The sequence below is a fragment of the Pseudomonas sp. MWU16-30323 genome (assembly GCF_020515595.1).
Lineage (GTDB): Bacteria > Pseudomonadota > Gammaproteobacteria > Pseudomonadales > Pseudomonadaceae > Aquipseudomonas > Aquipseudomonas yamanorum.
On sequence record NZ_JAIWYM010000005.1, the window covers coordinates 1 to 22,203 of the forward strand.

22 protein-coding genes and 1 pseudogene are annotated in these 22,203 nt (G+C 62.1%); 6 read left to right on the forward strand and 17 right to left on the reverse strand.

Annotated elements, in window-relative coordinates:
* Window positions 1–38: 38 nt before the first annotated feature.
* The 3 genes and pseudogenes from LIY45_RS07955 to LIY45_RS07965 all read right to left on the reverse strand — a co-directional run.
* A pseudogene (locus LIY45_RS07955) lies at window positions 39–131 on the reverse strand (cytochrome C oxidase subunit III); the annotation flags it as partial.
* Between the two features lie 60 nt (window positions 132–191).
* The gene (locus tag LIY45_RS07960) at window positions 192–1,244 is read right to left on the reverse strand and encodes an alpha/beta hydrolase (protein ID WP_226475897.1); all 1,053 of its coding nucleotides are present in this window, start codon (window positions 1,242–1,244) and stop codon (window positions 192–194) included.
* Between the two features lie 133 nt (window positions 1,245–1,377).
* Entirely contained in the window at window positions 1,378–1,905 is a 528-nt protein-coding gene (locus tag LIY45_RS07965) for a GNAT family N-acetyltransferase (protein ID WP_226475898.1), read from the reverse strand.
* A gap of 150 nt (window positions 1,906–2,055) precedes the next feature.
* Between LIY45_RS07965 and LIY45_RS07970 the strand changes: the two genes are divergently transcribed.
* Entirely contained in the window at window positions 2,056–3,183 is a 1,128-nt protein-coding gene (locus LIY45_RS07970) for a GGDEF domain-containing protein (RefSeq protein WP_226475899.1), read from the forward strand.
* A gap of 3 nt (window positions 3,184–3,186) precedes the next feature.
* Here LIY45_RS07970 and LIY45_RS07975 read toward each other — a convergent pair whose 3' ends face one another.
* From LIY45_RS07975 to LIY45_RS08005, 7 genes are all read right to left on the reverse strand, one after another.
* On the reverse strand, window positions 3,187–4,863 hold the full coding sequence (locus LIY45_RS07975) for an ATP-binding protein (protein WP_226475900.1): 1,677 nt from the start codon (window positions 4,861–4,863) through the stop codon (window positions 3,187–3,189).
* A 140-nt stretch (window positions 4,864–5,003) separates the two neighbouring features.
* Entirely contained in the window at window positions 5,004–5,423 is a 420-nt protein-coding gene (locus tag LIY45_RS07980; protein WP_226475901.1) for an organic hydroperoxide resistance protein, read from the reverse strand.
* Between the two features lie 140 nt (window positions 5,424–5,563).
* A complete protein-coding gene (locus LIY45_RS07985; RefSeq protein ID WP_226475902.1) occupies window positions 5,564–6,418 on the reverse strand; it encodes a CAP domain-containing protein in 855 nt (284 codons plus the stop codon).
* Between the two features lie 81 nt (window positions 6,419–6,499).
* On the reverse strand, window positions 6,500–7,825 hold the full coding sequence (locus LIY45_RS07990) for an MFS transporter (RefSeq protein ID WP_226475903.1): 1,326 nt from the start codon (window positions 7,823–7,825) through the stop codon (window positions 6,500–6,502).
* 57 nt (window positions 7,826–7,882) lie between these two features.
* Window positions 7,883–9,076, reverse strand: coding sequence for an L-2-hydroxyglutarate oxidase (gene lhgO / locus LIY45_RS07995; protein ID WP_226475904.1), 1,194 nt, complete (start codon window positions 9,074–9,076; stop codon window positions 7,883–7,885).
* 105 nt (window positions 9,077–9,181) lie between these two features.
* Window positions 9,182–9,892: a FadR/GntR family transcriptional regulator gene (locus LIY45_RS08000; RefSeq protein ID WP_017475560.1), complete on the reverse strand. Its 711-nt coding sequence runs from the start codon at window positions 9,890–9,892 to the stop codon at window positions 9,182–9,184.
* A 46-nt stretch (window positions 9,893–9,938) separates the two neighbouring features.
* On the reverse strand, window positions 9,939–11,165 hold the full coding sequence (locus tag LIY45_RS08005; protein WP_226475905.1) for an MFS transporter: 1,227 nt from the start codon (window positions 11,163–11,165) through the stop codon (window positions 9,939–9,941).
* 111 nt (window positions 11,166–11,276) lie between these two features.
* Between LIY45_RS08005 and LIY45_RS08010 the strand changes: the two genes are divergently transcribed.
* Entirely contained in the window at window positions 11,277–12,167 is an 891-nt protein-coding gene (locus LIY45_RS08010) for a LysR family transcriptional regulator (RefSeq protein WP_226475906.1), read from the forward strand.
* Window positions 12,168–12,416: 249 nt separating this feature from the next.
* Window positions 12,417–13,091 (forward strand): GNAT family N-acetyltransferase, encoded by a 675-nt coding sequence (locus LIY45_RS08015; RefSeq protein ID WP_226475907.1) that lies wholly within the window; start codon window positions 12,417–12,419, stop codon window positions 13,089–13,091.
* On the opposite strand, the gene LIY45_RS08020 is transcribed toward LIY45_RS08015, so the two are convergent.
* Window positions 13,088–13,690, reverse strand: coding sequence for a TetR/AcrR family transcriptional regulator (locus tag LIY45_RS08020; RefSeq protein WP_017475564.1), 603 nt, complete (start codon window positions 13,688–13,690; stop codon window positions 13,088–13,090). The genes LIY45_RS08015 and LIY45_RS08020 overlap by 4 nt on opposite strands.
* A gap of 92 nt (window positions 13,691–13,782) precedes the next feature.
* Here LIY45_RS08020 and LIY45_RS08025 point away from each other — a divergent pair, with 92 nt between their 5' ends.
* Window positions 13,783–14,388: an NAD(P)H-dependent oxidoreductase gene (locus tag LIY45_RS08025; RefSeq protein ID WP_226475908.1), complete on the forward strand. Its 606-nt coding sequence runs from the start codon at window positions 13,783–13,785 to the stop codon at window positions 14,386–14,388.
* A 60-nt stretch (window positions 14,389–14,448) separates the two neighbouring features.
* Here the strand turns inward: LIY45_RS08025 and LIY45_RS08030 are convergent, their stop codons facing one another.
* Window positions 14,449–14,937, reverse strand: a complete 489-nt coding sequence (locus LIY45_RS08030) for a type VI secretion system tube protein Hcp (protein WP_226475909.1) — start codon at window positions 14,935–14,937, stop codon at window positions 14,449–14,451.
* Between the two features lie 185 nt (window positions 14,938–15,122).
* Here LIY45_RS08030 and LIY45_RS08035 point away from each other — a divergent pair, with 185 nt between their 5' ends.
* Entirely contained in the window at window positions 15,123–16,034 is a 912-nt protein-coding gene (locus LIY45_RS08035; RefSeq protein WP_226475910.1) for an NAD synthetase, read from the forward strand.
* A gap of 528 nt (window positions 16,035–16,562) precedes the next feature.
* Here the strand turns inward: LIY45_RS08035 and LIY45_RS08040 are convergent.
* The 3 genes from LIY45_RS08040 to LIY45_RS08050 form a co-directional block, all read right to left on the reverse strand.
* Window positions 16,563–16,952, reverse strand: a complete 390-nt coding sequence (locus LIY45_RS08040; RefSeq protein ID WP_017475570.1) for a hypothetical protein — start codon at window positions 16,950–16,952, stop codon at window positions 16,563–16,565.
* A gap of 32 nt (window positions 16,953–16,984) precedes the next feature.
* Window positions 16,985–18,241 carry a 3-phosphoshikimate 1-carboxyvinyltransferase gene (gene aroA / locus LIY45_RS08045; protein ID WP_226475911.1) on the reverse strand — a complete coding sequence of 419 codons (1,257 nt, stop codon included), beginning with the start codon at window positions 18,239–18,241 and terminating at the stop codon, window positions 16,985–16,987.
* Window positions 18,242–18,341: 100 nt separating this feature from the next.
* Window positions 18,342–19,142: an isocitrate lyase/phosphoenolpyruvate mutase family protein gene (locus LIY45_RS08050; protein WP_226475912.1), complete on the reverse strand. Its 801-nt coding sequence runs from the start codon at window positions 19,140–19,142 to the stop codon at window positions 18,342–18,344.
* 351 nt (window positions 19,143–19,493) lie between these two features.
* On the opposite strand from LIY45_RS08050, the gene LIY45_RS08055 reads away from it, so the two are divergent.
* On the forward strand, window positions 19,494–20,123 hold the full coding sequence (locus LIY45_RS08055) for a lytic polysaccharide monooxygenase auxiliary activity family 9 protein (protein ID WP_017475573.1): 630 nt from the start codon (window positions 19,494–19,496) through the stop codon (window positions 20,121–20,123).
* 147 nt (window positions 20,124–20,270) lie between these two features.
* Here LIY45_RS08055 and LIY45_RS08060 read toward each other — a convergent pair whose 3' ends face one another.
* Both LIY45_RS08060 and LIY45_RS08065 read right to left on the reverse strand, forming a co-directional pair.
* Window positions 20,271–20,825: a UPF0149 family protein gene (locus LIY45_RS08060; protein ID WP_226475913.1), complete on the reverse strand. Its 555-nt coding sequence runs from the start codon at window positions 20,823–20,825 to the stop codon at window positions 20,271–20,273.
* A gap of 87 nt (window positions 20,826–20,912) precedes the next feature.
* Window positions 20,913–22,166: a chloride channel protein gene (locus LIY45_RS08065; RefSeq protein ID WP_226475914.1), complete on the reverse strand. Its 1,254-nt coding sequence runs from the start codon at window positions 22,164–22,166 to the stop codon at window positions 20,913–20,915.
* Window positions 22,167–22,203: the final 37 nt, after the last annotated feature.

Below are 22,203 nucleotides of genomic sequence, written 5' to 3' on the forward strand. Positions count from 1 at the left end.
CTACGGGCTGCCTTCTTCATTTGGCCCAGAGGTTCGTCTCAAGGCGCCAGCCGGGTGAACACATAATCGTGGTTCTTCACCAACGCCTGATGGCAGGCAAAGCACGTCTCATGCTTCGCCTGGTCCACCGGTAGCCGTGGCCACCACGGCGGCGGTTGCAGCGACGAGTGCAGCAAGATGCAGGCGCTTCATCACAGGTGATCCGCATCAATTACAGCCTTGGCAAACGCTTGCGGTGCTTCCTGCGGCAGGTTGTGGCCGATGCCGCCGCTGATCAACCGGTATTCGTACTTGCCGGTAAAGCGCTTGGCGTAGTCTTCCGCTGCCGGGTGTGGCGCGCCGTTGGCGTCGCCTTCCAGGGTGATGGTGGGTACGCCGATGGACGGGGCGGTGGCGAGTTTCTGCTCCAGCGCTGCGTATTTCTTTTCACCCTGCACCAGCCCCAGGCGCCAGCGGTAGTTGAAGATCGACACGGCGACATGATCGGGGTTGTCCAGGCCTTTGGCGCTGCGGTCGAAGGTGGCGTCGTCAAACGCCCATTTCGGCGAGGCGATCTGCCAGATCAGTTTGGCGAAGTCGTGGGTGTTTTTTGCGTAGCCGGCGGCGCCGCGATCGGTGGCGAAGTAGAACTGGTACCACCATTGCAGCTCGGCCTTGGGCGGCAGCGGGTTCTTGCCGGCAGCCTGGTTGCCGATCAGGTAGCCGCTGACCGATACCAGCGCCTTGACCCGCTCCGGCCACAGTGCCGAGACGATGTCGGCGGTGCGTGCGCCCCAGTCGTAGCCGCCGAGCACGGCGTGTTTGATTTTCAGTGCATCCATGAAGTCGATCAGATCGACCGCGAGTGCGGCGGGCTGGCCGTTGCGCAGGGTCTTTGCCGACAGGAAGTGCGTGTCGCCGTAGCCGCGGGCGTAAGGCACCAGCACCCGGTAGCCCTGGGCGGCCAGCAGCGGCGCTACTTCGGAGTAGCTGTCAATGTCGTAGGGCCAGCCATGCAGCAGGATCACCACCGGCCCTTCGGCCGGGCCGACTTCAGCGTAGGCCACGTCCAGCAAGCCGGCCTTCACATGTTTCAACGGGCCAAGCGTGGTGTGGGCACTGGCGCTGGCAACTGCAAGCGCTGGTGTGTCCTGTGCACTGGCTACGCCGACGCCACCGAACTGCAACAGCGTAAGGGCCAGCAACGACGCGCCCATCAGGCGGCGGGGCGTGAAACCGGGCGGGGTGTTCAACGGTGGGTGCATGGTGAGTCTCCAGCGGCGGGTTGTGTGCCTGGCTCACAGTTGAACGCAGTGGTGTATCCGGCCTGTTTCGAGAAAACCATCGGGTTAAACGTTTTGTATCGCAGGGTGGTCTGGACACACTGCGATACATAGTTCAGAGAGGCCGGATCGCCCTGTACACCAGGCTAGGCGCTTGCCCGGGCACATCGTCCAGCTCATCGATGCGTTGCATGCCGATTTTTTCCAGCACGTTGATCGACGCCTGATGCGCCGGACGCACCACGCCGTACACCTGCGGCTGGTCCAGTTCGACAAAGCCAAACTGCAACGCCGCCCTGGCAAGCTCCGTCGCATAGCCTTGGCCCCAGGCGCTGACCGCGAAGCGGTAACCCAGGTTGATCCGCTCAACCTCGTTGTAGTGGTACAGCGTGATGCCCCCAAAGCCGATCACGCGTTGTGGCGTCTCTTGGGTCACGATCGCCCATTGGCCAAAGCCATGTTCTGCCCAGTGCTCCAGCCAGCGATCCAGCACGGCTTTTGCTTGATCCAGGTCGGTCAAGGGGCCTGCCGGGTTGTAGCGGTTCGTCTCGGGATCGCCATAAATGGCGAATACACTGGCCGCATCGTCGACCGTTGGGGGCCTTAGCATCAATCGTTGGGTGGTTATCGGGTAGTCAGGCATGGATGGGCTCTGATCCTGGAAGCGAGAGAGAAGGTGTTCACCTATATTTATCCTGCTTTCGGCGCTCTAGCACGCTTGATTCAGTTGTTAGGGCTACTGGCAGGATGCCACAATGGCACTTTGTCGCGGCAGTAAGATCAGGCGGACCAAATGAATGGCCTTGGGCGTGGGCAGGACCAGGATTGCTTCATCGAGGAGCAGGTACGAACAGATCGATTGCACCAGCTGTTTCGCCAATCATTTTCTGCGGTGTTCGGCAGTTACATGGCCGCCGCGATGCTCTGCTGGCTGTGCTGGGAGCGGTTTGATCACTCGGTAATGCTGGTGTGGCTGGTGGTGCTGGCGGGCACGTCGCTGCTGCGAGTGTCGATGTTCATGGCCTGGTTTCGCTGCCCCATCAGTGATCGCACCCCCGCACGCTGGGAACGGCGTTACTGGGTGACGCTGATGTTGTCCGCCGGGGTGTGGGGGCTCGGTGCGCTCGCGCTGATGCCCACTGACGACCGACTCTCCCAGGCCCTGGTGATGTTGTTCACCGTGGGCATGTCGGTCAGCGCCGTCTCCTGTTATTCGGCCTATCGCTACATGACCCTGGTCTCGATGGGCCTGGTTCTGCTGCCATGCACCCTGTGGCTGCTGTTTCAACCGTCCTCGATGCAAGTCGGCATGGCGCTGGCGGTGCTGGTGTTTTCCTCGTTTGTCGGTGGCGCCACGCGCAAGCTGTCGGATGCCTTGGAGAAAGCCTTTCGCCTGACCCGGCAAATGGAACGTGCCCACAATATTTCCACCCGCGCCGCACAAACCGACGAGCTCACCGGGCTGATGAACCGCCGGGCGTTCTTCGAGCACGCGCAGTTGCTCTACGAACAATGTCGGCATAACCAGCAGCCGTTGTGTGCGCTGATGATGGACATGGACCATTTCAAAAACATCAATGACACCTACGGCCACCAGGCCGGGGACCAGGTGCTGCGGCAGATCGGCGGGGTGATCAGCGCGTCGTTTCGCCAGGCCGATGTCTACGGGCGGTTGGGGGGCGAGGAGTTTGCGGTGCTGCTGCCGGATACGTCGCTGGAGACCGGCCGGCACATTGCCGAGCAGTTGATCAAGGCCATCGCGGGGTTGACCAGTGAGCCGGTCCATGGGTTGACCGCGAGCCTCGGCGTGGCCTGGGCCAGGGCGGTGGACCAGGACCTGCACGGCTTGATGAACACCGCAGACAAGGCGCTGTACCGCGCCAAGGCCCTCGGGCGTAACCAGGTGGCGGTGGCGGAATAGGGCTTAGCCCTTGAGCAACGCCTTGGCCAGCACCTGTGAGACCTGGTCGGCGGAGTAGGGCTTGGGCAGGAAGGCCAGGCCTTCGTAGCCGCTTTCTGCCAGCTCCTCGCTGTAGCCCGAGGTCAGCACCACCGGCAAGCCAGGCCTGCGCCGCCGCAATTCCCTGGCCAGCGCCACGCCGGTGATGCCGGGCATCACCACATCGGAAAACACCGCATCGAATCCCTTTACCTCTGTACCGGCCAGCTCCAGGGCCTGTTCGGCATTGGTCGCCCAGGTGGTCTGGTAGCCCAGGTCCTGGAGGATCTGATTGGCAAAGCGGCCCACTTCCAGGTTGTCTTCCACCACCAGAATATGGCGCTGGGCGCAGTCCGCGATCAGGCCACACGTTTCGGGTGTGCAGCGTTCAACGCCCTCTTCGGGCACCACTTGCGGCAGGTACAGGGTAAACACCGTGCCTTGGCCGACTTGGCTGGCCACATCGACGTTGCCGCCTGACTGCTTGGCGAAGCCGAACACCTGGGACAGCCCGAGGCCGGTGCCCTTGCCAACTTCCTTGGTAGTGAAAAACGGTTCGAAGATGCGCTCGAACGTCTCACCGGGAATCCCGCTGCCGGTGTCGGTGAGGGAGATCGCAATAAACGCCTGCTGTGAGCCGGCGTCACCACGGATGCTCGGCAGTGCTTGATCGGCATCCAGGCGCAGGGTCAGGGTGCCCTGGCCGTTCATGGCGTCCCGGGCGTTGAGGGCGACGTTGATCAGTGCGGTTTCAAACTGACTGGAGTCGGCGCGGATGTAGCACGGCTGCGCCGGCAGTTCGACGCGCACCTGAATCCGCGCGCCAGTGACCGTCTCGAGCATCTCGCCGATGTTCTTGACCCGCTGGGCCGCATCGAACACTTCCGGGTTGAGCGGCTGGCGGCGGGCGAACGCGAGCAACTGACTGGTCAATTTACCGGCCCGCTCCACGGTGTCGGTGACGGCGCTCATGTAGCGTTGGCGACGTTCTTCGGACAGGCTCGGCAGGCGCAGGAAGTCCACGGATGAACGAATGATGGTCAGCAGGTTGTTGAAGTCATGGGCCACGCCCCCGGTCAACTGGCCGATGGCTTCGAGCTTTTGCGATTGGCGCAAGGCGGCTTCAGTCTGGATCAGCAGGGCGGTTCTTTCGTTGACGCGCTGCTCCAGGCTCGCATTCAACTCGGTCAGTCGGCGGGACAGGACAACGGTGGCGGTGGTTTCGGTGACGGTGTCGAGCATGCCGACGACTTTGCCTTGCACATCGCGGATCGGGCTGTAGCAGAAGGTGAAGTACGCCTGCTCCGGCGCGCCGCCGCGTTCGACGATCAACGGGAAGTTTTCGATAAAGGTGGCTTCACCCGCGAAGGCGGCGTCGGCGAAGGGGCTGATTTGGGGCCAGGCTTCCTGCCAGATCTCGCTGAAAGGCCGCCCAAGGGCATCGGGTTTGTCGCCAAGAATCGGGATAAAGCCGTCGTTGTACAGCGTGATCAGCGAAGGCCCCCAGATGATCGCTTGAGGGAAACTGGAGGCAAGGCACAGCGCGACGGTGGTCTTCAGTACGTCTGGCCATTGGTCCAGCGGCCCCAGTGGGGTATTGGCCCAATCGTGATGCCGGACCCTTTCGGCCATTTCGCCGCCGCCTTGCAGCCAGTTTGTCATTCGGTGAACGCCTTCTTTGCCACGGTTTGCTGAGTAGGGATGCCAAGCAACAGACACCCCTGGACCCAGCCGGTTCAGCGGGATTATCCACTAGATGGCATTTTAATGCCTGCGTTGGACAATGACCCGCCAAACCGCCTTCAGGCCACGCTGATCGCCACCTCGATATTGCCGCGAGTGGCCTTGGAGTACGGGCACGTCTGGTGGGCCAGGTCCACCAGTGCCTGGGCGGCCGAATGTTCAATACCCGGCAGGCTGACACGCAGGCGCGCTTGCAGGTAATAGCCGCGTTCCGGGCTGTTCACCAGGTCCACTTCGGCGCTCACAGCGGTATCGGCCGGCAGGCGGATTTGCAGGGTTTGTGCAGCTTTGCCCATCGCGCCGATAAAGCAAGCGGACCAACCGGCACCAAACAGTTGCTCAGGGTTGGTGCCCGGTGCCTTGGAACCGGGCGGCGACAGCTTGATGTCCAGTTGCAGGTCATCGCTGTGGGAGGCGCCTTCACGGCCGCCAGTGGTGTGGGTTTTGCCGGTGTAGAGCACGGTGCTGTTCTGGGACATGACGGTTTCCTGGTGAGTGGCCCGGGGTGGGCCGGTGTGCACAGGAAACCGTGCTGGCGTATCCGCAATGTGTCATCGCCAGTGGCACCGCGCCTCGCAGTGTGTCGCCGCGGCGCGAAGATACGTTGGGATACAAACCGCTATTGCTGCACGCCAAACAACCCCGTCCAGTAGATGCCGGCATCACTTTTCGGGTCCATGGCGTAGGCGGCGCCCATTTCGCGGAATTGCGGGTTCATCAGGTTGGCGCAATGCCCGGGGCTGGCGAGCCAGCCGTCGACCACCTTGCGCGGGGTGTCCATGCCGGCGGCGATGTTCTCGCCGATCTGCTGGCCGATGTAGCCCGCCAGTTCAGCCCGGTCACCCGGGGTGCGGCCGTCATGGTCGAGGTGATCGAAGAAGTTGCCGTTGGCCATGTTGCGCGCGTGGCCGGCGGCGGCGGTGGCGAGTTGTTCGTTCCAGCTCAGGGGTGTGGTGGCGGCAAAGGCCTGGCCGCCACACTGGCGGGGTAGCTGGCGGGCGGCGTTGATGAGGTCGAGGACCTTCCTGCCTTCGGTCTGGCTCTCGCCCAGGCCACTGGTCAATAGCGGACGGGCCAGCACAATGCGCCAGTCCTGGCCGCTGTTGCTTACGCCGATATCAATGAATTGCGGGTCGAGCACCACCCGGCAAAAACTTTCGCGCACGGCCTTCATCGCCGCTTCAGCGTTCTTTGGCCCCGACAGGCTGATGGCCTGGACGTTGACCATCGGGTACGCCGCCCGCGCCAACGCCTGCTGCAGATCGCCGACGCTGTTGACCGGCAGCACCAGACGCGTGTCGCTGGCCAGCGGCGGCAATTCCTGGGAACCCTGAGTGCCGCAGCGCTGAACCTGGCTGCGGTATTGATTGATCGAGTCGACCAACAGGCTTTCTTCACCCGCCTGCGCCTGGGCGCTAAACACCAGACTGGCGGCCAGCGTCGTAAGACCCATCATCAATGACAGAACGCGCATGGACGTTTCCCTTGAGCTTGAAAGTGCCCATGATGCGCGATGAAGGGGCTTCCATGCACCCGTTGGTCCGAACTTTTTGCCTCAGTTCTTGAATGCCGAGTGTTTACGGCCCTGATCGCACAGGGCGAACACCACCACCAGTAGCGATGAGATGGCGAGGATTATCACAACGCCATCAGTGGAGTGGGTGGCCGACGCCGCGACCATCGACAAGGCGCCTAATGGCGCGAGGCCACCTGCGATTGCGGTGCCGATTTCGCGCCCGGTGCCAAAGCCTGAAGAGCGGGTCTGGGTCGGGAACTGGCGGCTCAGGAACGAACCCTGGGGCGCAAACATCATCGGGGCGAGGAGGCCGGTGCCCACGCCGATGGCGATGTAGATCATCAGGCTCTCACCCGTGTTGAGCAGCGCCAGGAACGGGTAGGCAAACAGCAGCGACAGCAGGCCGCCGAGCATCAGCACGGTCTTGCTGCTCCACTTGTCGCACAACCAGCCGAAGCACGGCACGGCGACGATGGCGATCAGGCTGGCGATGGTCACCGACAGCGACGTCACGTGCACATCAACGCCCTTGAACTGGGTCAGGTACGCCAGGGAAAAGGTCTTGAAGATGTAGCTCAGGGCGTTGTAGCCAATCGCCACGAAGAACACCACCGCCAAACCCTTGAGGTCGTTCTTGAACAGCGCCTTGAGCGGCGAGGCCTTGGCCTTCGCGGTTTCCTTGCTCAACTCCTTGAACTCCGGGGTTTCCGGGATGCTGTTGCGCACCCACAGGCCCACACCTACCAGTGCGATGCTGCAAATGAACGGAATCCGCCAGCCGCCGGCCAGCAGGAACTCGTTGCCGTTGATGGTCAGCAGGTACACGGTCAGCGACGACAGCAGCAAGCCCAGGTTCAAACCCAGTGCCGGCCATGCACCCTGGCTGCCGCGCTTGCCTTCCGAGGCGTGCTCGTAGGAGGTGACCGCCGCGCCGGACAATTCGGCACCGGCGCCCAGGCCCTGGATGATGCGGATAAACACCAGCACGATCGGCGCCCAGATGCCGATGGAGGCGTAGCTGGGGATCAGGCCGATCAGCGTGGTGCACACGCCCATCATGCAGAAGGTCAGCACCAGCACTTGTTTACGCCCGAACTTGTCCCCCAGGTAGCCGAACAGAATGCCGCCGAACGGGCGGGCGATGAAGCCGATGGCAAAGGTGGAAAACGCCATCAGCGTGGCGGCTTTCGGGTCGCTGTTATCGAAGAAAATCTTCGAGAACACAATCGCCGCCATGGTGGCGTACAGGTAAAAGTCATACCACTCCAGCATCGAGCCGAAGATCGTCGCGGCCGCGACTTTGCGCAGGCGTTTCTGGGTTTGCTCGGGGGTTTCAAAGTCCGGGGTGCGGGCTGTTGCCGTCATTCTGTACGTCCTTATGAGTCATTATATTTATTGTCAAAGTGAGGCGTGTCGCGGGTGTCAGTCGGGCTTGAACATGCGGTCGGCGATCATCGCGCCGATGGGGATTGCAGAGGTGGCAGCGGGTGAAGGCGCGTTGCACACGTGGAGCATTCGCGGGGTCTGGGCGAACAGGAAGTCGTGCACCAGGGTGCCGTCGCGCATCACGGCCTGGGCGCGGATGCCGGCTTCATAGGGCAGCAGGTCTTCGATGTTGAGCGAAGGGCAGTACTTGCGGCACTGCTCCAGGTAGCCGGATTTGAACAGCGAGTTCTTCATCTCGAGGCTGCCGGAACCGAGGTTCTGCCAGAGGGTTTTCCAGAAGCCCGGGAAGCTCGCGTACTGCGCCACATCACGCCAGTTCACCGAGAACTTGCGATAGTTTTCGCGGCCCAGGCCGAGTACGGCATTCGGGCCGACGGTGACGCTGCCGTCGATCATGCGGGTCAGGTGCACGCCGAGGAACGGCAGCTCCGGATCAGGAATCGGGTAGATCAGGTGGTTGACGATGTTGTTCTTCGATTCCGGCAGGCGGAAGTATTCGCCGCGAAACGGGATGATCTGGTGGTCGATCTTGACCCCGGCCATTACCGCCAGACGGTCCGACTGCAAACCTGCGCACACCACCAGGTGCTTGGCCTGCCAGCTTTCACCCCGGGTGCTGACGGTGACTTTGTCGGTGTCCTCGACGATGGAGGTCACAGTGCGTTCCAGGCAGATTTCCCCGCCGGCGCGGCGGATGACCCGGGCCATGGTTTCGCAGACTTCGCGGTAATCGACGATGCCGGTGGCGTCGAGAAACAATCCGCCCAGTCCGACGATGTTCGGTTCGCGCTGGCGCAGCTGATCGGCGTCCAGGCGTTCGACTTTCATGCCGTTGAGCTGCGAGCGGGCGTAAAGGGCTTCCATTCGCTGCACTTCCAGCGGGGTGGAGGCCACGAGCAACTTGCCGCACACCTCGAACTTGATCCCGTGCTCGGTGCAGAACTGCTTGGTGGCTTCGGCGCCGCGTTTGCACAACTCGGCCTTGAGGCTGCCCGGCGCGTAATAGATACCGGCATGGATCACGCCGCTGTTGTGGCCGGTCTGGTGCTTGGCCAGGAGGGTTTCCTTTTCCAGGATCACCAAGGACGCGTTGGGCTGGCGCTTGAGCAACTCCATCGCGGTGGCCAAGCCAACGATGCCGCCGCCGATGATGCAAAAGTCATAAATCATTGTTTTAGGTACCTACGCATTTCAGTCTGCTTATCAGGTTGTCAGACTAATGGTTTTGTTAAAAAACGGCGCGCCACCGGCACGCTTTAAACGGATTTGAATCGATCAGTTGATGTCGGGCAATTCCAGGTGCAAACGCCGTGCTGCCGCGCGCAAGTGCGCCTCGGCACAGGCAGCGGCGCCTTGGGCGTCACCGTCGACGATGGCCTGGTACAGCGCGGTGTGTTCCTGGGTGGCGTCGGCTGAACCACTGACAAAACGGCTGGCAGAGTTTTCCCAGGCGGTCTTGCGCGCACTGGCCAGTTGGCTGCGGAGGAAGTCATGGAAGGCCACGAAATAGTCGTTCTTGCTGGCCTCGGCGATGGCGCGATGGAATTCCACATCGGCCAGGGCGGCGGCTTCGAAGTCAGCGCGTTTGTCGTGCATTTCCTGCAGGGCGGTTTTCATGCGGTGCAGGTCAGCGGCATCGCGGCGCCGGGCGGCAATCGAGGCGGCCTGGGTTTCGATCCACAGGCGTACTTCGAACATCTGCGCGAGGTCCGGGCGGCGGCCGTTTTTTTCCGGAAAGCGGAACACGGTGCCGGCGGGAGTCTGGGAGATAAATGAGCCCAGGCCACGCCGTGCAGTCAGTACGCCGTCGGCCTTGAGCTGGGCAATTGCTTCACGCACCACCGAACGGCTGACGTTGAGCTGTTCAGCCAGTTGCTGTTCGGTGGGCAGGCGCGCTTCGGGCGCCAGTTGGCCGGAATCGATTTCTGCACGAATGGCGCTGACAACGCGCATCACGAGCGAATCAGGGCGCTGGAGCTCAAGCATGGGAAAACCTTGGTAATCAGGTTGTCAGACAATAGTCGTTACGATTTTACCTTGTCAAGACAGGTGTAACGCGGAACCGGCTGCGTAGGGCCAGGAAAAGGCCTACACCAATCAGTGCCAATGCCACGCCGAACGTGGCTTGCATGCCACTTCCCACGTCGTCGGGAGTAGCCGTGGCGAGGTCACCTGAAACCCGCGCAAACACCGCGCCCAAGGCCGAAGCGCCGGCGATCAGCCCCAGATTGCGCGACAGATTGAGCAGGCCGGCGACCACGCCTCGACGGTCTGGCAGTACGTTGCTCATCACTGCGGTGTTGTTGGCGGCCTGAAACTGGGCGTAGCCGAGGGTGAGGATAATCAGCGGGCCGATGTACCCGGCAATGCCGATGTTCAGCGGCGTCAGTGAGAGCAACAGGCTGCCGGCCAGCATCGCAAGCCGCCCGGCGATGGTCATCGGGCCGCTGCCGAAACGGTCGGTCAAACGCCCGGCAGGTACGCCCATTAATGCCGAAACGCAGGGCCCGACTGCCATGGTCAGGCCCATCCAGGCGGAGGCAAGGCCCGCACCGTGGGTCAGGTAGAAGGGCCCGACGACGAGTGTCGCCATCATCACCGCCGACACCAGGGCGCTCATGGCCAGGCCAGCACTCAGGGTCGAATCCCGTAGCGTCGACAAGAAACTGAACCCGGAATGCGCAGGCTGTTGTTCGCGGCGCTCGACACGCAGATAGCGCCGGGCGAGGGCAAAGGTCAGCAATCCCAGTGGCACGGTGATGAAGAACAGCGCGCGCCAGCCAAACCCGGCGATCAGCATCCCGCCAAGGCTTGGCCCCAGCGCGGTGCCCATGGCCGACATCGTGCCCAGCAAACCCATGGCACGGCCGGTACGCTCCTTGGGGACGGTCTCGCCCACCAGCGCCATCGTCATGGCCATCATGATTGCCGCGCCCAGGCCTTGCACGGCGCGGGCCGCAATCAACAGCCCGAGGGACGGGGCCAGGCCGCACAAGGCCGAGGCCACGGTGAAGAGCAGTAACCCCGCCAGCAGCAAACGGCTGCGGCCCATCAGGTCCCCCAGTCGCCCGACGCTGACGATCACCGCGGTGATTGCCAGCAAGTACGCAAGCACCACCCACTGCGCCGCCTGAAAGGAGGCATCAAACGCCTGCACCAGGCTTGGCAGGCCGACGTTGGCGATGCTGGTGCCCAACGACGCCAGCAACATGGACAGTGACAGGGCGGCGAGGGCGCCACGGGGTGCAGGTGATTTCATCAAGAGGCTCCTGGATTTGACCGCTGTCGGAAATCTACGCCGTCGCCTAACATGGCGGAAGGCGCAGCATTTGCACTTTATACGTGCGCCAAACGCCCTGTGAGGTTTGCCGTGTCGACACCCGATCTGAATTTGTTGGTCACCCTGGATGTGTTGCTCGCCGAAGGCAGCGTCGCCCGTGCCGCTCAACGCTTGCGCCTGAGCCCGTCGGCGATGAGCCGGGCCTTGGCAAGACTGCGGGCAACCACGGGCGATCCGTTATTGGTGCGCGCCGGGCGCGGCCTTGTCCCCACGCCACGCGCCCTGGCGTTGCGCGAACAGGTCAGCCAGTTGGTGCAGGACGCCGAAGCGGTGTTGCGACCGGCGGCGACGTTGGACCTGAGCCAACTGGAACGCACCTTCACCTTGCGTACCAGCGACGGATTTGTCGAAAACTTCGGCCCGGCGCTGTTGGCGCGGATCGCCCGGGAGGCGCCGGGTGTGAGGTTGCGCTTCGTGCACAAGCCGGACAAAGGCAGTACGCCGCTGCGCGATGGCAGCGTCGACCTGGAAACCGGCGTGGTCGACAGCAGTGCCAGCCCCGAGGTGCTGACCCAGGCGCTGTTCCGCGACAGATTTATCGGTGTGGTGCGCAAAGGGCACCTGCTGAGCGAAGGCGTCGTCACACCGCAACGCTTCGCCGAAGGCCAGCACATCTACGTGTCCCGGCGCGGTCGTGATCAGGGCCAGATCCATCAAGCCCTTGAAGCGCTGGGGCTGACCCGGGACGTGGTAACCATCGTCGCCGGCTTCTCCACCGCTCTGGCACTGGCCCGCAGCACCGACCTGATCGCCAGCGTGCCGGAGCGCCATACGGCCAACCTGCACAGCGACCTCCACCGCTTTGCGCTGCCGTTTGCCTTCCCGGACTTCACTGTGTCGATGCTCTGGCACCCGCGCCTGGACGCCGACCTGGCCCATCGCTGGCTGCGCGGTTGCCTGCGGGAGGTCTGTGCGCAATGAGCCGAGCCTGGACACCCATTTCGAAAGCACCGCCCCCCCTGTGGAGAGGGAGCTTGCTCCCGCTGGGCTGCGAAGCAGCCCCAAACCCTGCATTCTGTTTCCAGCTGAAAGAACGCGGTGCGCTTAATGGGGCTGCTACGCAGCCCAGCGGGAGCAAGCTCCCTCGCCACAATGGGTGTTTCCGGGACCACGGCGGCCCTTCAGCAGGTACAATCCGCCGGGCCTTAAAATGAAACACCAGGAATTCGAATGTTCAGCCTTACCCATTATGAAACCCCATGCCCCGAGCCGATCAACGCGCAGATCCTGCAGATGGTGGTCGACTACCTGACGGACATCAGCATGGTCGCCATCCCGCCGAGCAACCTGCTGTACAACGTCTACCAGTACGCCATTGGCTACGAAGTGCACCTGTACCTGGAAGCGCTGGGCGGCTCCAAAGGCATTGCGGTGGAATTGATCGTTGCCCTGGACGCGCAGGAGCAGGTGATCGGCTTCCTGCTGTACCTGCCGGTGAAGGACGATCCCGAGGCGTGCGGCGTGGCGTACATGGCGGTGCACGCCAGCCATCGGCGCCAAGGCGTGGCGCGGGCGATGATGCACGACATGCTGGGCCGCTACCCCCATGCCGAACTGACCTGCGCGGTGGAGAAGGTGCCGGCGTTCGAGTCCATGGGCTTTCAACTGCGCGGCGTGCGCGGTACCCAGGTGCTGATGAACACCCGCGACTACAGCACTGACGGCTTGATGGGCCTGCTGGATGTGGCGTCGATCTACAGCTCGCTGGAGGTGCGGCAGATCCACACTTATCTCCTGCAAAAACACGGCAAGCGGGCGATGATCGATGCGGAGAAACAGCGTGATCGACACTTCGACCAGATGACCCACAAGGCCCGGATGTTTGTGCACGCAAGGCTGGGCTAACGGACGCCTCGACTCACCATCGACTTGATGCTCGCAAACAGCTCCTCCTGTGCCTCCAGCGCGCTGATTTCCCCGCTCGCTGCGGCATGGGACAAGGCTTGCGCTGCGCCCAACATTCCCCTTAAACCGGCCTGGCTTATCACACCGTCCACGGCAAAGGGGGCGAGGGCATCGCGGCACTTGCCGAGGAAAATCGCGTCGTACTCACGCTTGATGCTCTCCAGCTCCGGGCTGCCAGCCAAGGCGGAAATCACGCCCGGAATTTCACGTCCCTGCAGCAACACACAGTCGACATAGCACGAGGCGATCACCCAGGCGCGGTCGTCCAGGGTGGGTTCGCTGGCCTCGATTGCGGCGGCAAACACCTGGTTCTGTCGGGCATCGAAATCTTCATACAGCGCGGCCAACAGCCCCGCGCGATCGCCAAAATGGTCATACACCACCGGCTTGGTAACGCCGGCCAACTCAGCCAGATGCCCCAGTGTCAGGGCGTCGGTGCCTTCTTCACGCACCAGTTGCCAGGCGACGTCGAGCAACTGGCGTAACCGGTCATCCCGGGACAGGCGGCGGCGAGGGGCAGGGGATTGATCGCTTGACATGCTTATATACCAAAAGTAACTTACCAACGGTAACTTAGCTCAAGCCTACTCAATTTGCCTTCTAATCGCCACCCCCCGAAGGAGTCACCGCTATGCACGCGCTGATCGTTGTTGCTCATCATGACTCACACTCCCTGACCCACAGCCTCGCCAAACAGGCCGCTGCCGGCATAATCGCCGCCGGCCACACCTATGAAATCGCCGACCTTGCCGCCGAAGGTTTCGACCCGCGCTACAACGCCGCCGACCATAAAGTGCACCGCACCCGCGCCACGCCGCCGGCCGACGTACAGGCCGAACAGGCGCGACTCGACCGCGCCGACGCCTTGGTGCTGGTGTTCCCGATCTTCTGGTGGTCGATGCCGGCCTTGCTCAAGGGCTGGATCGACCGAGTGTTCGTCAACGGCTGGGCGATCGACTACAGCCTTGAAACCAAGGTGGTGAAAAAACTTGGCCATCTTCAGGTGCACTTGCTGGGCGTCGGCGGGGCGGATGAAGGCGTGTTTGAACGCCACGGCTATGCCAACGCGATGCGTACGCAAATCGACCATGGGATCTTTGATTACTGCGGGGCGAAGGTGCTGACGTCCGAGCTGCTGCTGGACTCTGAGAGTGGCGCCGCAGAACAGCATCTTGAGACGGTGGCGAAGTTGGGGCGACAACTGTTCGTCACCCTGGAACCTTGCGAAACCGCCTGAGCCATCCGTTGCTCGAGGGGCGCACCCTCGACTCAAGTGAGTTTGCGCCCGTTTCAAATATCAGATTTTGACGTTCTCTCGGATATTCCAACCGTACTTGAGCGCCCCTCCATCCTTGCCGCCATCGGATTTCTGCGGCTGGTAACTGACCTCGACTTTGGCGAAGTTCAGGCTGACTTCTTCGGTCAGCACATCGCTGGTTGTCACTGCCCCGGTTTCGTAGGACGTCACCATGACTTCCTTGAGCGTAATGACCAGGTACTCCACGGCGCTGGCACCGCCCGCTTTACGAACCACCAGCCGGGCTTCGGGATAATGTTTGCCGGTGGAACACGCCATCATCAAGTTGGGCGTGGACTTGTCCAGAGTCTTGGTAATCGACAGGTTTCTTATATTGACCTTGCCAGCACCGCCACCCGTACCAGAATGCATTGATCCTGACTGTTTCATCCCCCAGCCCCAACTACTGATCTCGATTTCATCACGGTGTGCCTGGTCGTTGGACTCACCCTTGATATCGCCCAGCTTCAAAAACATATCAGTCGCCATTGTTGCTCCTTGTCGTAACTGTCGCCGGTAATGGCGCGGGGCGTACTTTTCCAATTGGAATGATTGCCCACAAGACGCTGAGATGTGATCGGGAAGTGCCTGTCTGGAAAAGAGGAGTTTTCCGACAATTTTTTAAGCGGATCACTCTTACTCTCTGCGTTCTTGTGCAATCCAGGAGTAAAGGAATGACTTCCAGCGTATTGAAAGACGGTTTTCCCGCGGCCCATCGCACCACCCGCGAACGAATCGAAGGCAGTATCGACCTCGGCCGGTTGTTTGCCGCGATCGATGCCGATCCGGCGATTGCGGGGGCAGGAGTGGTGTACCTCGATGATCAACTGTGGCCGGTGACGTTGCGTGAGTTTCAGCCGATTTGCAGTGTGTTGCCCAAACGGCTGGTTTTGCGTGAGGCGCCGAGGTACATGGCGCGGCTGGATTTTATACGGGAGCTGCAGCAGGAGCCGAGGGAGTCGCAGGTGGTACTTGAGGCCGTCGGGATGGGGGCGTCGTTTAGCGGCGCGATATTAGGGTGGTTTGTGGCCACCAGTGGGACTGTGGCGATTCCGTTCACGGCAGGCGTTAGTACTGTGGTGGCTGGCATAGGTGCGGCGGCAGCAACAGCAAGTTCATTTCAATGTGGCGTGGCAGCGATCAGGACCTACAACGAAATCAGCGACCCCACCGCTAATGACGAGATGAGCGAACGGGACTGGTATCACTACGTAATGCCAGTGCTGGACGGCGTTTCCTTGCTGGGCGCGGGGACTTCCGGCTTGACCACGCTGAGGTTGTTACAGGCCAGAAAAGTCTCGACGGGCAGAAGTTGGTCCGAGCTTTCCAGAGGCCTTACTCGTCAGCAAAGAAAAGCGCTGACCAACGAGCTATTGAGGCTTAGGGACCCTCATATGAGCATCGCTTTACGCAAGTTTCGACAACGCACAGCGGCGCTGCCAAAGAGCTATTCACCAACCCAGATTAATCACGCCACGATCACGCAGATTCAGGACGCGGTGGGTGCAACCATGAGTGTCATAGGCAGCGGCGTCTCCGGGAATATCCGGACACTGGCCATCGGCCTATATGAAGAGTTTGAATAATGGAACTGAGAAATTCCCCTAGAGCTTTTATGGCTCACTATTTTCCGGTTTTCATCTGTGCTTTTATGTTTGCGCTTTTTGCTCTCGCGGCCGCGGGGGCGTCGATGGACAGTACCTACATGCGAGGTGTGCCTGCTTATCGTAGTTACACGGGACTGGATGTGGGCATCGCTTCCATTATCTTGTCAGCGGGCAACTTTCTTATCCTCCGAGGTCGCGCCTGGGGCATCTGGATACTGGCAGGCAGTTGTGTGATGAGCTTTTTCATTGTGCTGTTCACCTACAGCTATCAGCCCCATCCTTTTATCTACATAACGGGGCTGCTGTTCCCGCTGCTGAGCCTCTACCTGCTCAATACCCACCGCCACCGCCAAATGCGCGCAGAACTCGTTCTACTTCGTCACGAACGCAAGCGCTACAAAGCCGGCTTTCGGCCCCCGCGTACTCAGGAGATGGCCCAGGCTCGCCTCGAATACCAGCAGGCTCGCAGACTGAAGCGTGAAAATCGTCGCAAATGGAACGCCGCCCTCAACCTTCGCGAAACAAGTCATGGGCATCCAGCAACCGATACGCAATCTCCGGCCGTTTCTCCATGCCCTTGCGAATCGCCGCCGGGATCGACTGCCGGGTCTTGCGACACAACCCAGGCAAGTCATCGATAACGATCTGAATCCCGCGCATCGTCTTCACTTCGGTATGACCCGGCGCGACATGCACGCGAATGCCCAGTTGCTGGTGCATCAGCTGTTGCATGCGTTCCAGGTCGGGCAGGCTTTGCAGGTTTTCGAGGCGTTCGAGCAGGCGTTTTTCTTCCTGGCGCGTCAGGTGCAGGATGCGCGCATCGGCGCCGGGAAGGTCGAGCAGTTGCTCGCGATTGCAGTCGCAGACGCCGGGTGGGCAGGGTTGGCGAATCGTCATCAATACTCCCTGCCGTTATCGGCGCCGACGGCTTACCAGGTCAGATGGACCCCAAGGCTTTCCAGCTCTTTCCAGTACTCAGGATAGGTCTTGCCGACGCAGTCCGGGTCCTGAATTCTGATGCCTGAAACTTTCAGGCCCGCCAGGGCAAAGCACATGGCAATGCGGTGGTCGGCGTGGGTGTCGATCAGCGCGTTGCACGTGGTGCCCGCCAGGGCCGGATCGCTGGCCACCAGCAAATCATCACCTTCAATGGTCGCCAGGCCCGGACGGATTTCATTCAGGCCGTCATGCAGTGCCTGCACCCGATCACATTCCTTGACCCGCAGGTTGGCCAGCTCTGTGAAGCGTACAGGTGTGTTATTGAACGCGGCGAGCACGGCGAGGGTGGGGATTGCGTCCTGCATCTGCGAACCGATGACCACCGGCTGCATGTGCGGGAACTGCGCGATCACGGCCTGGGCCTTGGCATCGGGCTGGGTGAAATCCTGTGGGGCGACACCGAGGTCGATGCGGCCACTGGTCAGCACTTCGGCGGCCCACAAATAGGTGGCGGCGGAAGCGTCAGGCTCGATCAGGTAGTCGTGGGCGGTGTAGCCGGTCGCGGCCACGCGCCAGGTGCTTTCATCGACGATGTCCACTTGGGCACCGAAGGCGCGCATGCAGTCCAGGGTCAGGTCGACGTAGCCACGGGCGCCAATGTCCTTGCCGGTCAGGGCCACTTCAATCGGCGCTTCGCCGCACGCCGCGAGCATCAACAGCGCCGACACGTACTGGCTCGACAGGCCGCCGTCGATCTCGAAACGCTTGGCTTGCACGCGACCAGTGCCGTGGACGGTCACGGGTGGGCAACCGGTAGGGCTGTCGACCTTGATGCCATTCTGGCCGAGGGTCGCCAGCAGCGGGCCGATCGGGCGTTTTTGCATGTAGGCGTCGCCGTCCAGCACCACGGTGCCTTGCACGGTGGCCACGGCGGCGGTGAGAAAGCGCATCGCCGTGCCGGCGTTGCCGAGGAACAGCGGCTGCGCCGGCAATTGCAGCTTGCCAGCACTGGTGACAACGAACGTGGTGTCATCCGGTTCATCGATCACCACGCCCATCTGCCGCAGGGCCACCGACATGTGGCGGGTGTCATCGCTTTTCAACGCGCCGCTCAAGCGGCTGGTGCCCTTGGCCAGGGCCGCCAGCAGTAGGGCACGGTTGGTAATGGATTTGGAGCCGGGGGGCGCTACCTTGCCGTTCAATGGAAAGTTGGGCGGTGTAACGGTCACGGTTTTCTGCGAACTCAAGGTACAAGGCTCCTGCTTCAAGGCGGGTGGCGTTTGGCGGACACGAATAATCGGCCAAACACGCCACCGTTGTCGAGCAGGGATCGTTGGGACTCAACAGTTATGGCGCCATGCGACCATTCAAGTCGCCGTAGGTGAACGCCTTCAGTTCATGGGTATCGAGCTTCCCGGTTCGCAGGAAACCTTCGGCCAGGCTGTGCATGGCGCCATACAGGAACTCGGCGATACTTGAGCCCGCCGTCAGCCGACGCACGCCCAGGGCTTGCAGCGTCTCCGGTTCGGGTAGCCCGGCCCAGGCCAGTACGTTGACGGGCAGGGTGGTCGCCTGGCAAAGCTGCCGGATCTCCTGTTCCAGGTGGATACCGGCGGCGAACAGCCCGTCGGCGCCTGCACTTTGATAAAGCGCCGCACGCTTGAGCATTTCCTCAAAGCGCTGTGGCTCTGGAGCCAACCCTTTCAGATACACATCGCTGCGGGCGTTGATAAACAGCTTCACACCACAGCTGTCCGCCACACGACGGGCAACCTCGATCTTGCGCGCCAGCAGTTCAGGGGTGCCGGCACCGTCCTCGATATTGACGCCGACGGCGCCCGCGTCGATCACGGCCTTGATCACCCGGCCCACGTGCTCCGGGTCGTCGGAATAACCGGCCTCAATGTCCACGCTCAGCGGCACGTCAATCACCCGGGCGATGGATTGCACGGTGCTGACCAGCAGCGGCAGCGGCAGCTGATTGCCGTCCTTGTAGCCGTGGGTCCAGGCAACGGCCGCGCTGCTGGTGGCGACGGCCTGGCTGCCCAGTTGCGCCACCAGGCGCGCACCGCCGGCATCGGCGACGTTGGGCAGGATCAACAATTGAGCGTGGTGCAAGGCGTGGAAAGCGCTGGCGTGGGCGGTCATGGCGGGTCAGTCCTTTGGGTGGGCTTTGCTGTTGAAGGCGCCTGTCATATCAAGAATCGACCCGGCATCGCAATCGTTAAACCAACACTGGTCGACATTTCCGACGTTGATGTCGATTGAGCGAACGATGACGGCCTGAAGCCCAGTGTTCACGGACGGCCGCTGTAGTCCGATCGCCTGTTGCAGGGTAGGACCGACGACAGACCCGGTGCAGGACCGCTGCGAAAACTCCGCAAAACAAGGGCGTGACGCGATTTGTCTGACAGAACCGTCCGGTAGACAACCCGGCCGGGTGGGCTAAGTTCAGGGCGCTTCCCATGACGGGAGGTCTTCAATCAAGGAGTGACTGAAATGAACAAACCCCAGACTCAACTCAAGCATGGTCGCGTGGTGACACCCGCCAGCCGTGGCTCGGTAGCGGTAGAACGCGGCCTGCTGGAAGGCTGGCAAGTCAACGAAATGGAAGGCGGCAAGAACTTCCCGGCCCTCAACGCCGGCCCGTTTCCGGCGCCTTACGAAACCGACGATCAGAGCGTCACGCCCCCCGCCGACGGGCACATCCTCAGCGGCGGCAAGACCGATGCCCGCGACTGCGTGAACTTCACCGACGAAGAAATGGGTAAAAAGCTCAACACCCCGTTTAACTGGCCGTTACTGAATGTTGAAGCCGGCCAGGTGTTCAAGGTGCAGTGGGCTTACACCGCCGCACACGTAACCCGTGGTTATCGCTGGTTGATCACCAAGGACGGTTGGGACCCCAAACAGCGCATCAGCCGCGCTCAACTGGAGCCCAAACCGTTCTTCGAGGACTTCTATACCCAGGTGCCGTATTACCAGCACTCGGCTGAACTGAAGGCCAAGGTTGAACATCAGGTGACATTGCCCAAGGGCAAGAAGGGCCGGCATGTGCTGGTGTTGATGTGGATCGTGGCCAACACCGGCAATGCGTTCTATCAGGCGTTTGACGTCGATTTCAACTAGCGACAACTGAACCTGGAGGCAAAACAAAATGTGGCGAGGGAGCTTGCTCCCGCTGGGCTGCGGAGCAGCCCTGAAAATCAGGGGCGCTTCGCACCCCAGCGGGAGCAAGCTCCCTCGCCACAGGTGTTGCGTTCAGCACACGCCCAATCAGCGCTGGGCCAACCAGTAGTCGTGCAACGCGCGGGCGGCCGGTTCGATAGCGGCGACCCGTTGTTGATGGGCATCAACATCCAGGTCTGCCGGCAGTTCGAAGTTGTCCTGCTCGGCGCACCAGGAAATCTTCTCCAGTTGCCCGGCCTGTTCGGCGGGCAGCGCTGGCCAGTTGCCAATGGCGGCGCCACGGATATAGCCAAAGCACCATTCTTCCGCCAGGGTCAGTGGCTGCTCCTGGTGCTCGGTTTCTTCGAAGCGCGCCTTGAAACCTTGGGCATCGGTCGCCAGTTGCGTGGCAATGGCGTTCATATGGCGCACGCACAGTTCAAGAAACTGCCCGGCTTCTTCCGGGCTTTCCCAATCCGGGTTCTGCCCACCAAAGATACCGGGAAACCATTCGGCAACCTCCACCTGCGCGGGGCTTGAAACCAGCGCGGTGAAGTAGCCGTCGAGTTCGGCCAGGTTCAGCACCGAATGGTCGTCGCCGTACTTGAGCAGGGTTTCGTCGATGAATTCGAAATCGGCGGGGGCGAGGGGTTGGTCGTGCATGGGCATATCCTTTGTGCGTAGAACGCCGCTGGTGGGGCGGCTTAAAGCGCGGAGGATGGCGCTTGTCGGGGTTTTAATCCAGCTTCTTCAACGCTTTTCCCACAGGACGCACAGCTTGCTCATGCACATCGAACCCGCCACCGCGAGAATGATCGGCACCAGGAAGTCATGGTCGATGCGGGTGAATTCCGCCACCAGCACAATTGCCGTCAGCGGCATGCTCATGCTCGATGCCAGGAACGCCGCCGCACCGATGATCGCGAACGCCCCCAGCGGTACGCCGGGCCACAGCAGGTTCCAGGCGCCACCGAGGATGATTGCGAGCAACGCGCCGTTGGCCAGCGCCGGGGTCAGCAGGCCGCCTTCGGCACCGGCGCGCAGGCTGCTGGCGGTGATCAGCACCTTGACCACCAGCAGCACGGCGGCCAGGGCGATGGTCAGCTCGTTGTCGAAGCCCAACTGCGCCGGGCCTTTGCCGTTGCCGAGGATTTGCGGCAGGAAAATCGCCAGGCCGCCAATGAGGGTGAAGTTGAGCAACGACAGCACCGGCAGCCGCCAGCCACGGGCGGCGTTGCTGCGGGCTGCGCCGGTCAGGCGGGTGAACCCGTAGGCGGCCAACCCAAACACCGGCCCGCAGGCCAGCGCCCAGGCGATCAAGCCAGGGCTGAGCACAAAGTGCGGCACCACGTATTGCGCCTCTGCCCCCAGGCCGATCCAGGCCACTGACGCGCCGATGGCCGAGGTGGCCAGGGCGATCACCGCCGCCGGCCAACTGAATACGCCCACCAACACCTCGAGCACAAACACCGCGCCACCCAGCGGCACGTTGTACACCGCCGCCAGCCCGGCACCCGCGCCGCAGGCGACGATCAGCCGATGCAGGTCCGGCGCCAGCCGCGCCCGTTGTGACAACCAGGTGGCCGCCAGCGCGCCGACTTCCCGTGGCGCCACCTCACGGCCCAAGGGCGAGCCGAGGGCCACGGTGATGATTTGCAGCACGGCGTGGGCGAGGGTGGTCTTGGGCGGCATGATCGGCGCCTCGGCCGAGACCGCTTGCTTGATGCTCACCAACGGGCGGCCATAGCGGTAGATCAACCACCAACCCACGCCGGCCACCAGGCCGCAGGTGATCAGCACCAACACCCGGCGTTCGGGGGCGGCGGCGCTGACGCCGAGCAGAAAGGTTTCATGGCTGATCAGGCTGTCGAGGCTGTAGCCGTAAGCCAGATGCTGGATGCCGTGCAACAGCAAGGCCAGGAGCATGCCGCCCAGGCCGGCGCCGATGCCGGTGAAGATGACGACGAGGGCGAGAATCAGCAGCGAACGGGTCTTTGCGGGCATGAAGGGTCCAGGGAGCCGGGTTTTCGAGCCCGATTCT

Coding starts and splice junctions, on each gene's coding strand:
- LIY45_RS07960 (WP_226475897.1), bottom strand. CDS start 1,244: ATGCACCCACCGTTGAACACCCCGCCCGGTTTCACGCCCCGCCGCCTG.
- LIY45_RS07990 (WP_226475903.1), bottom strand. CDS start 7,825: ATGACGGCAACAGCCCGCACCCCGGACTTTGAAACCCCCGAGCAAACC.
- LIY45_RS07970 (WP_226475899.1), top strand. CDS start 2,056: ATGAATGGCCTTGGGCGTGGGCAGGACCAGGATTGCTTCATCGAGGAG.
- LIY45_RS08015 (WP_226475907.1), top strand. CDS start 12,417: ATGTTCAGCCTTACCCATTATGAAACCCCATGCCCCGAGCCGATCAAC.
- LIY45_RS08055 (WP_017475573.1), top strand. CDS start 19,494: ATGAACAAACCCCAGACTCAACTCAAGCATGGTCGCGTGGTGACACCC.
- LIY45_RS07965 (WP_226475898.1), bottom strand. CDS start 1,905: ATGCCTGACTACCCGATAACCACCCAACGATTGATGCTAAGGCCCCCA.
- LIY45_RS08020 (WP_017475564.1), bottom strand. CDS start 13,690: ATGTCAAGCGATCAATCCCCTGCCCCTCGCCGCCGCCTGTCCCGGGAT.
- LIY45_RS08025 (WP_226475908.1), top strand. CDS start 13,783: ATGCACGCGCTGATCGTTGTTGCTCATCATGACTCACACTCCCTGACC.
- lhgO (WP_226475904.1), bottom strand. CDS start 9,076: ATGATTTATGACTTTTGCATCATCGGCGGCGGCATCGTTGGCTTGGCC.
- LIY45_RS07980 (WP_226475901.1), bottom strand. CDS start 5,423: ATGTCCCAGAACAGCACCGTGCTCTACACCGGCAAAACCCACACCACT.
- LIY45_RS08035 (WP_226475910.1), top strand. CDS start 15,123: ATGACTTCCAGCGTATTGAAAGACGGTTTTCCCGCGGCCCATCGCACC.
- LIY45_RS07985 (WP_226475902.1), bottom strand. CDS start 6,418: ATGCGCGTTCTGTCATTGATGATGGGTCTTACGACGCTGGCCGCCAGT.
- LIY45_RS08060 (WP_226475913.1), bottom strand. CDS start 20,825: ATGCACGACCAACCCCTCGCCCCCGCCGATTTCGAATTCATCGACGAA.
- LIY45_RS08040 (WP_017475570.1), bottom strand. CDS start 16,952: ATGACGATTCGCCAACCCTGCCCACCCGGCGTCTGCGACTGCAATCGC.
- LIY45_RS08030 (WP_226475909.1), bottom strand. CDS start 14,937: ATGGCGACTGATATGTTTTTGAAGCTGGGCGATATCAAGGGTGAGTCC.
- LIY45_RS08005 (WP_226475905.1), bottom strand. CDS start 11,165: ATGAAATCACCTGCACCCCGTGGCGCCCTCGCCGCCCTGTCACTGTCC.
- LIY45_RS08050 (WP_226475912.1), bottom strand. CDS start 19,142: ATGACCGCCCACGCCAGCGCTTTCCACGCCTTGCACCACGCTCAATTG.
- LIY45_RS07975 (WP_226475900.1), bottom strand. CDS start 4,863: ATGACAAACTGGCTGCAAGGCGGCGGCGAAATGGCCGAAAGGGTCCGG.
- LIY45_RS08000 (WP_017475560.1), bottom strand. CDS start 9,892: ATGCTTGAGCTCCAGCGCCCTGATTCGCTCGTGATGCGCGTTGTCAGC.
- LIY45_RS08065 (WP_226475914.1), bottom strand. CDS start 22,166: ATGCCCGCAAAGACCCGTTCGCTGCTGATTCTCGCCCTCGTCGTCATC.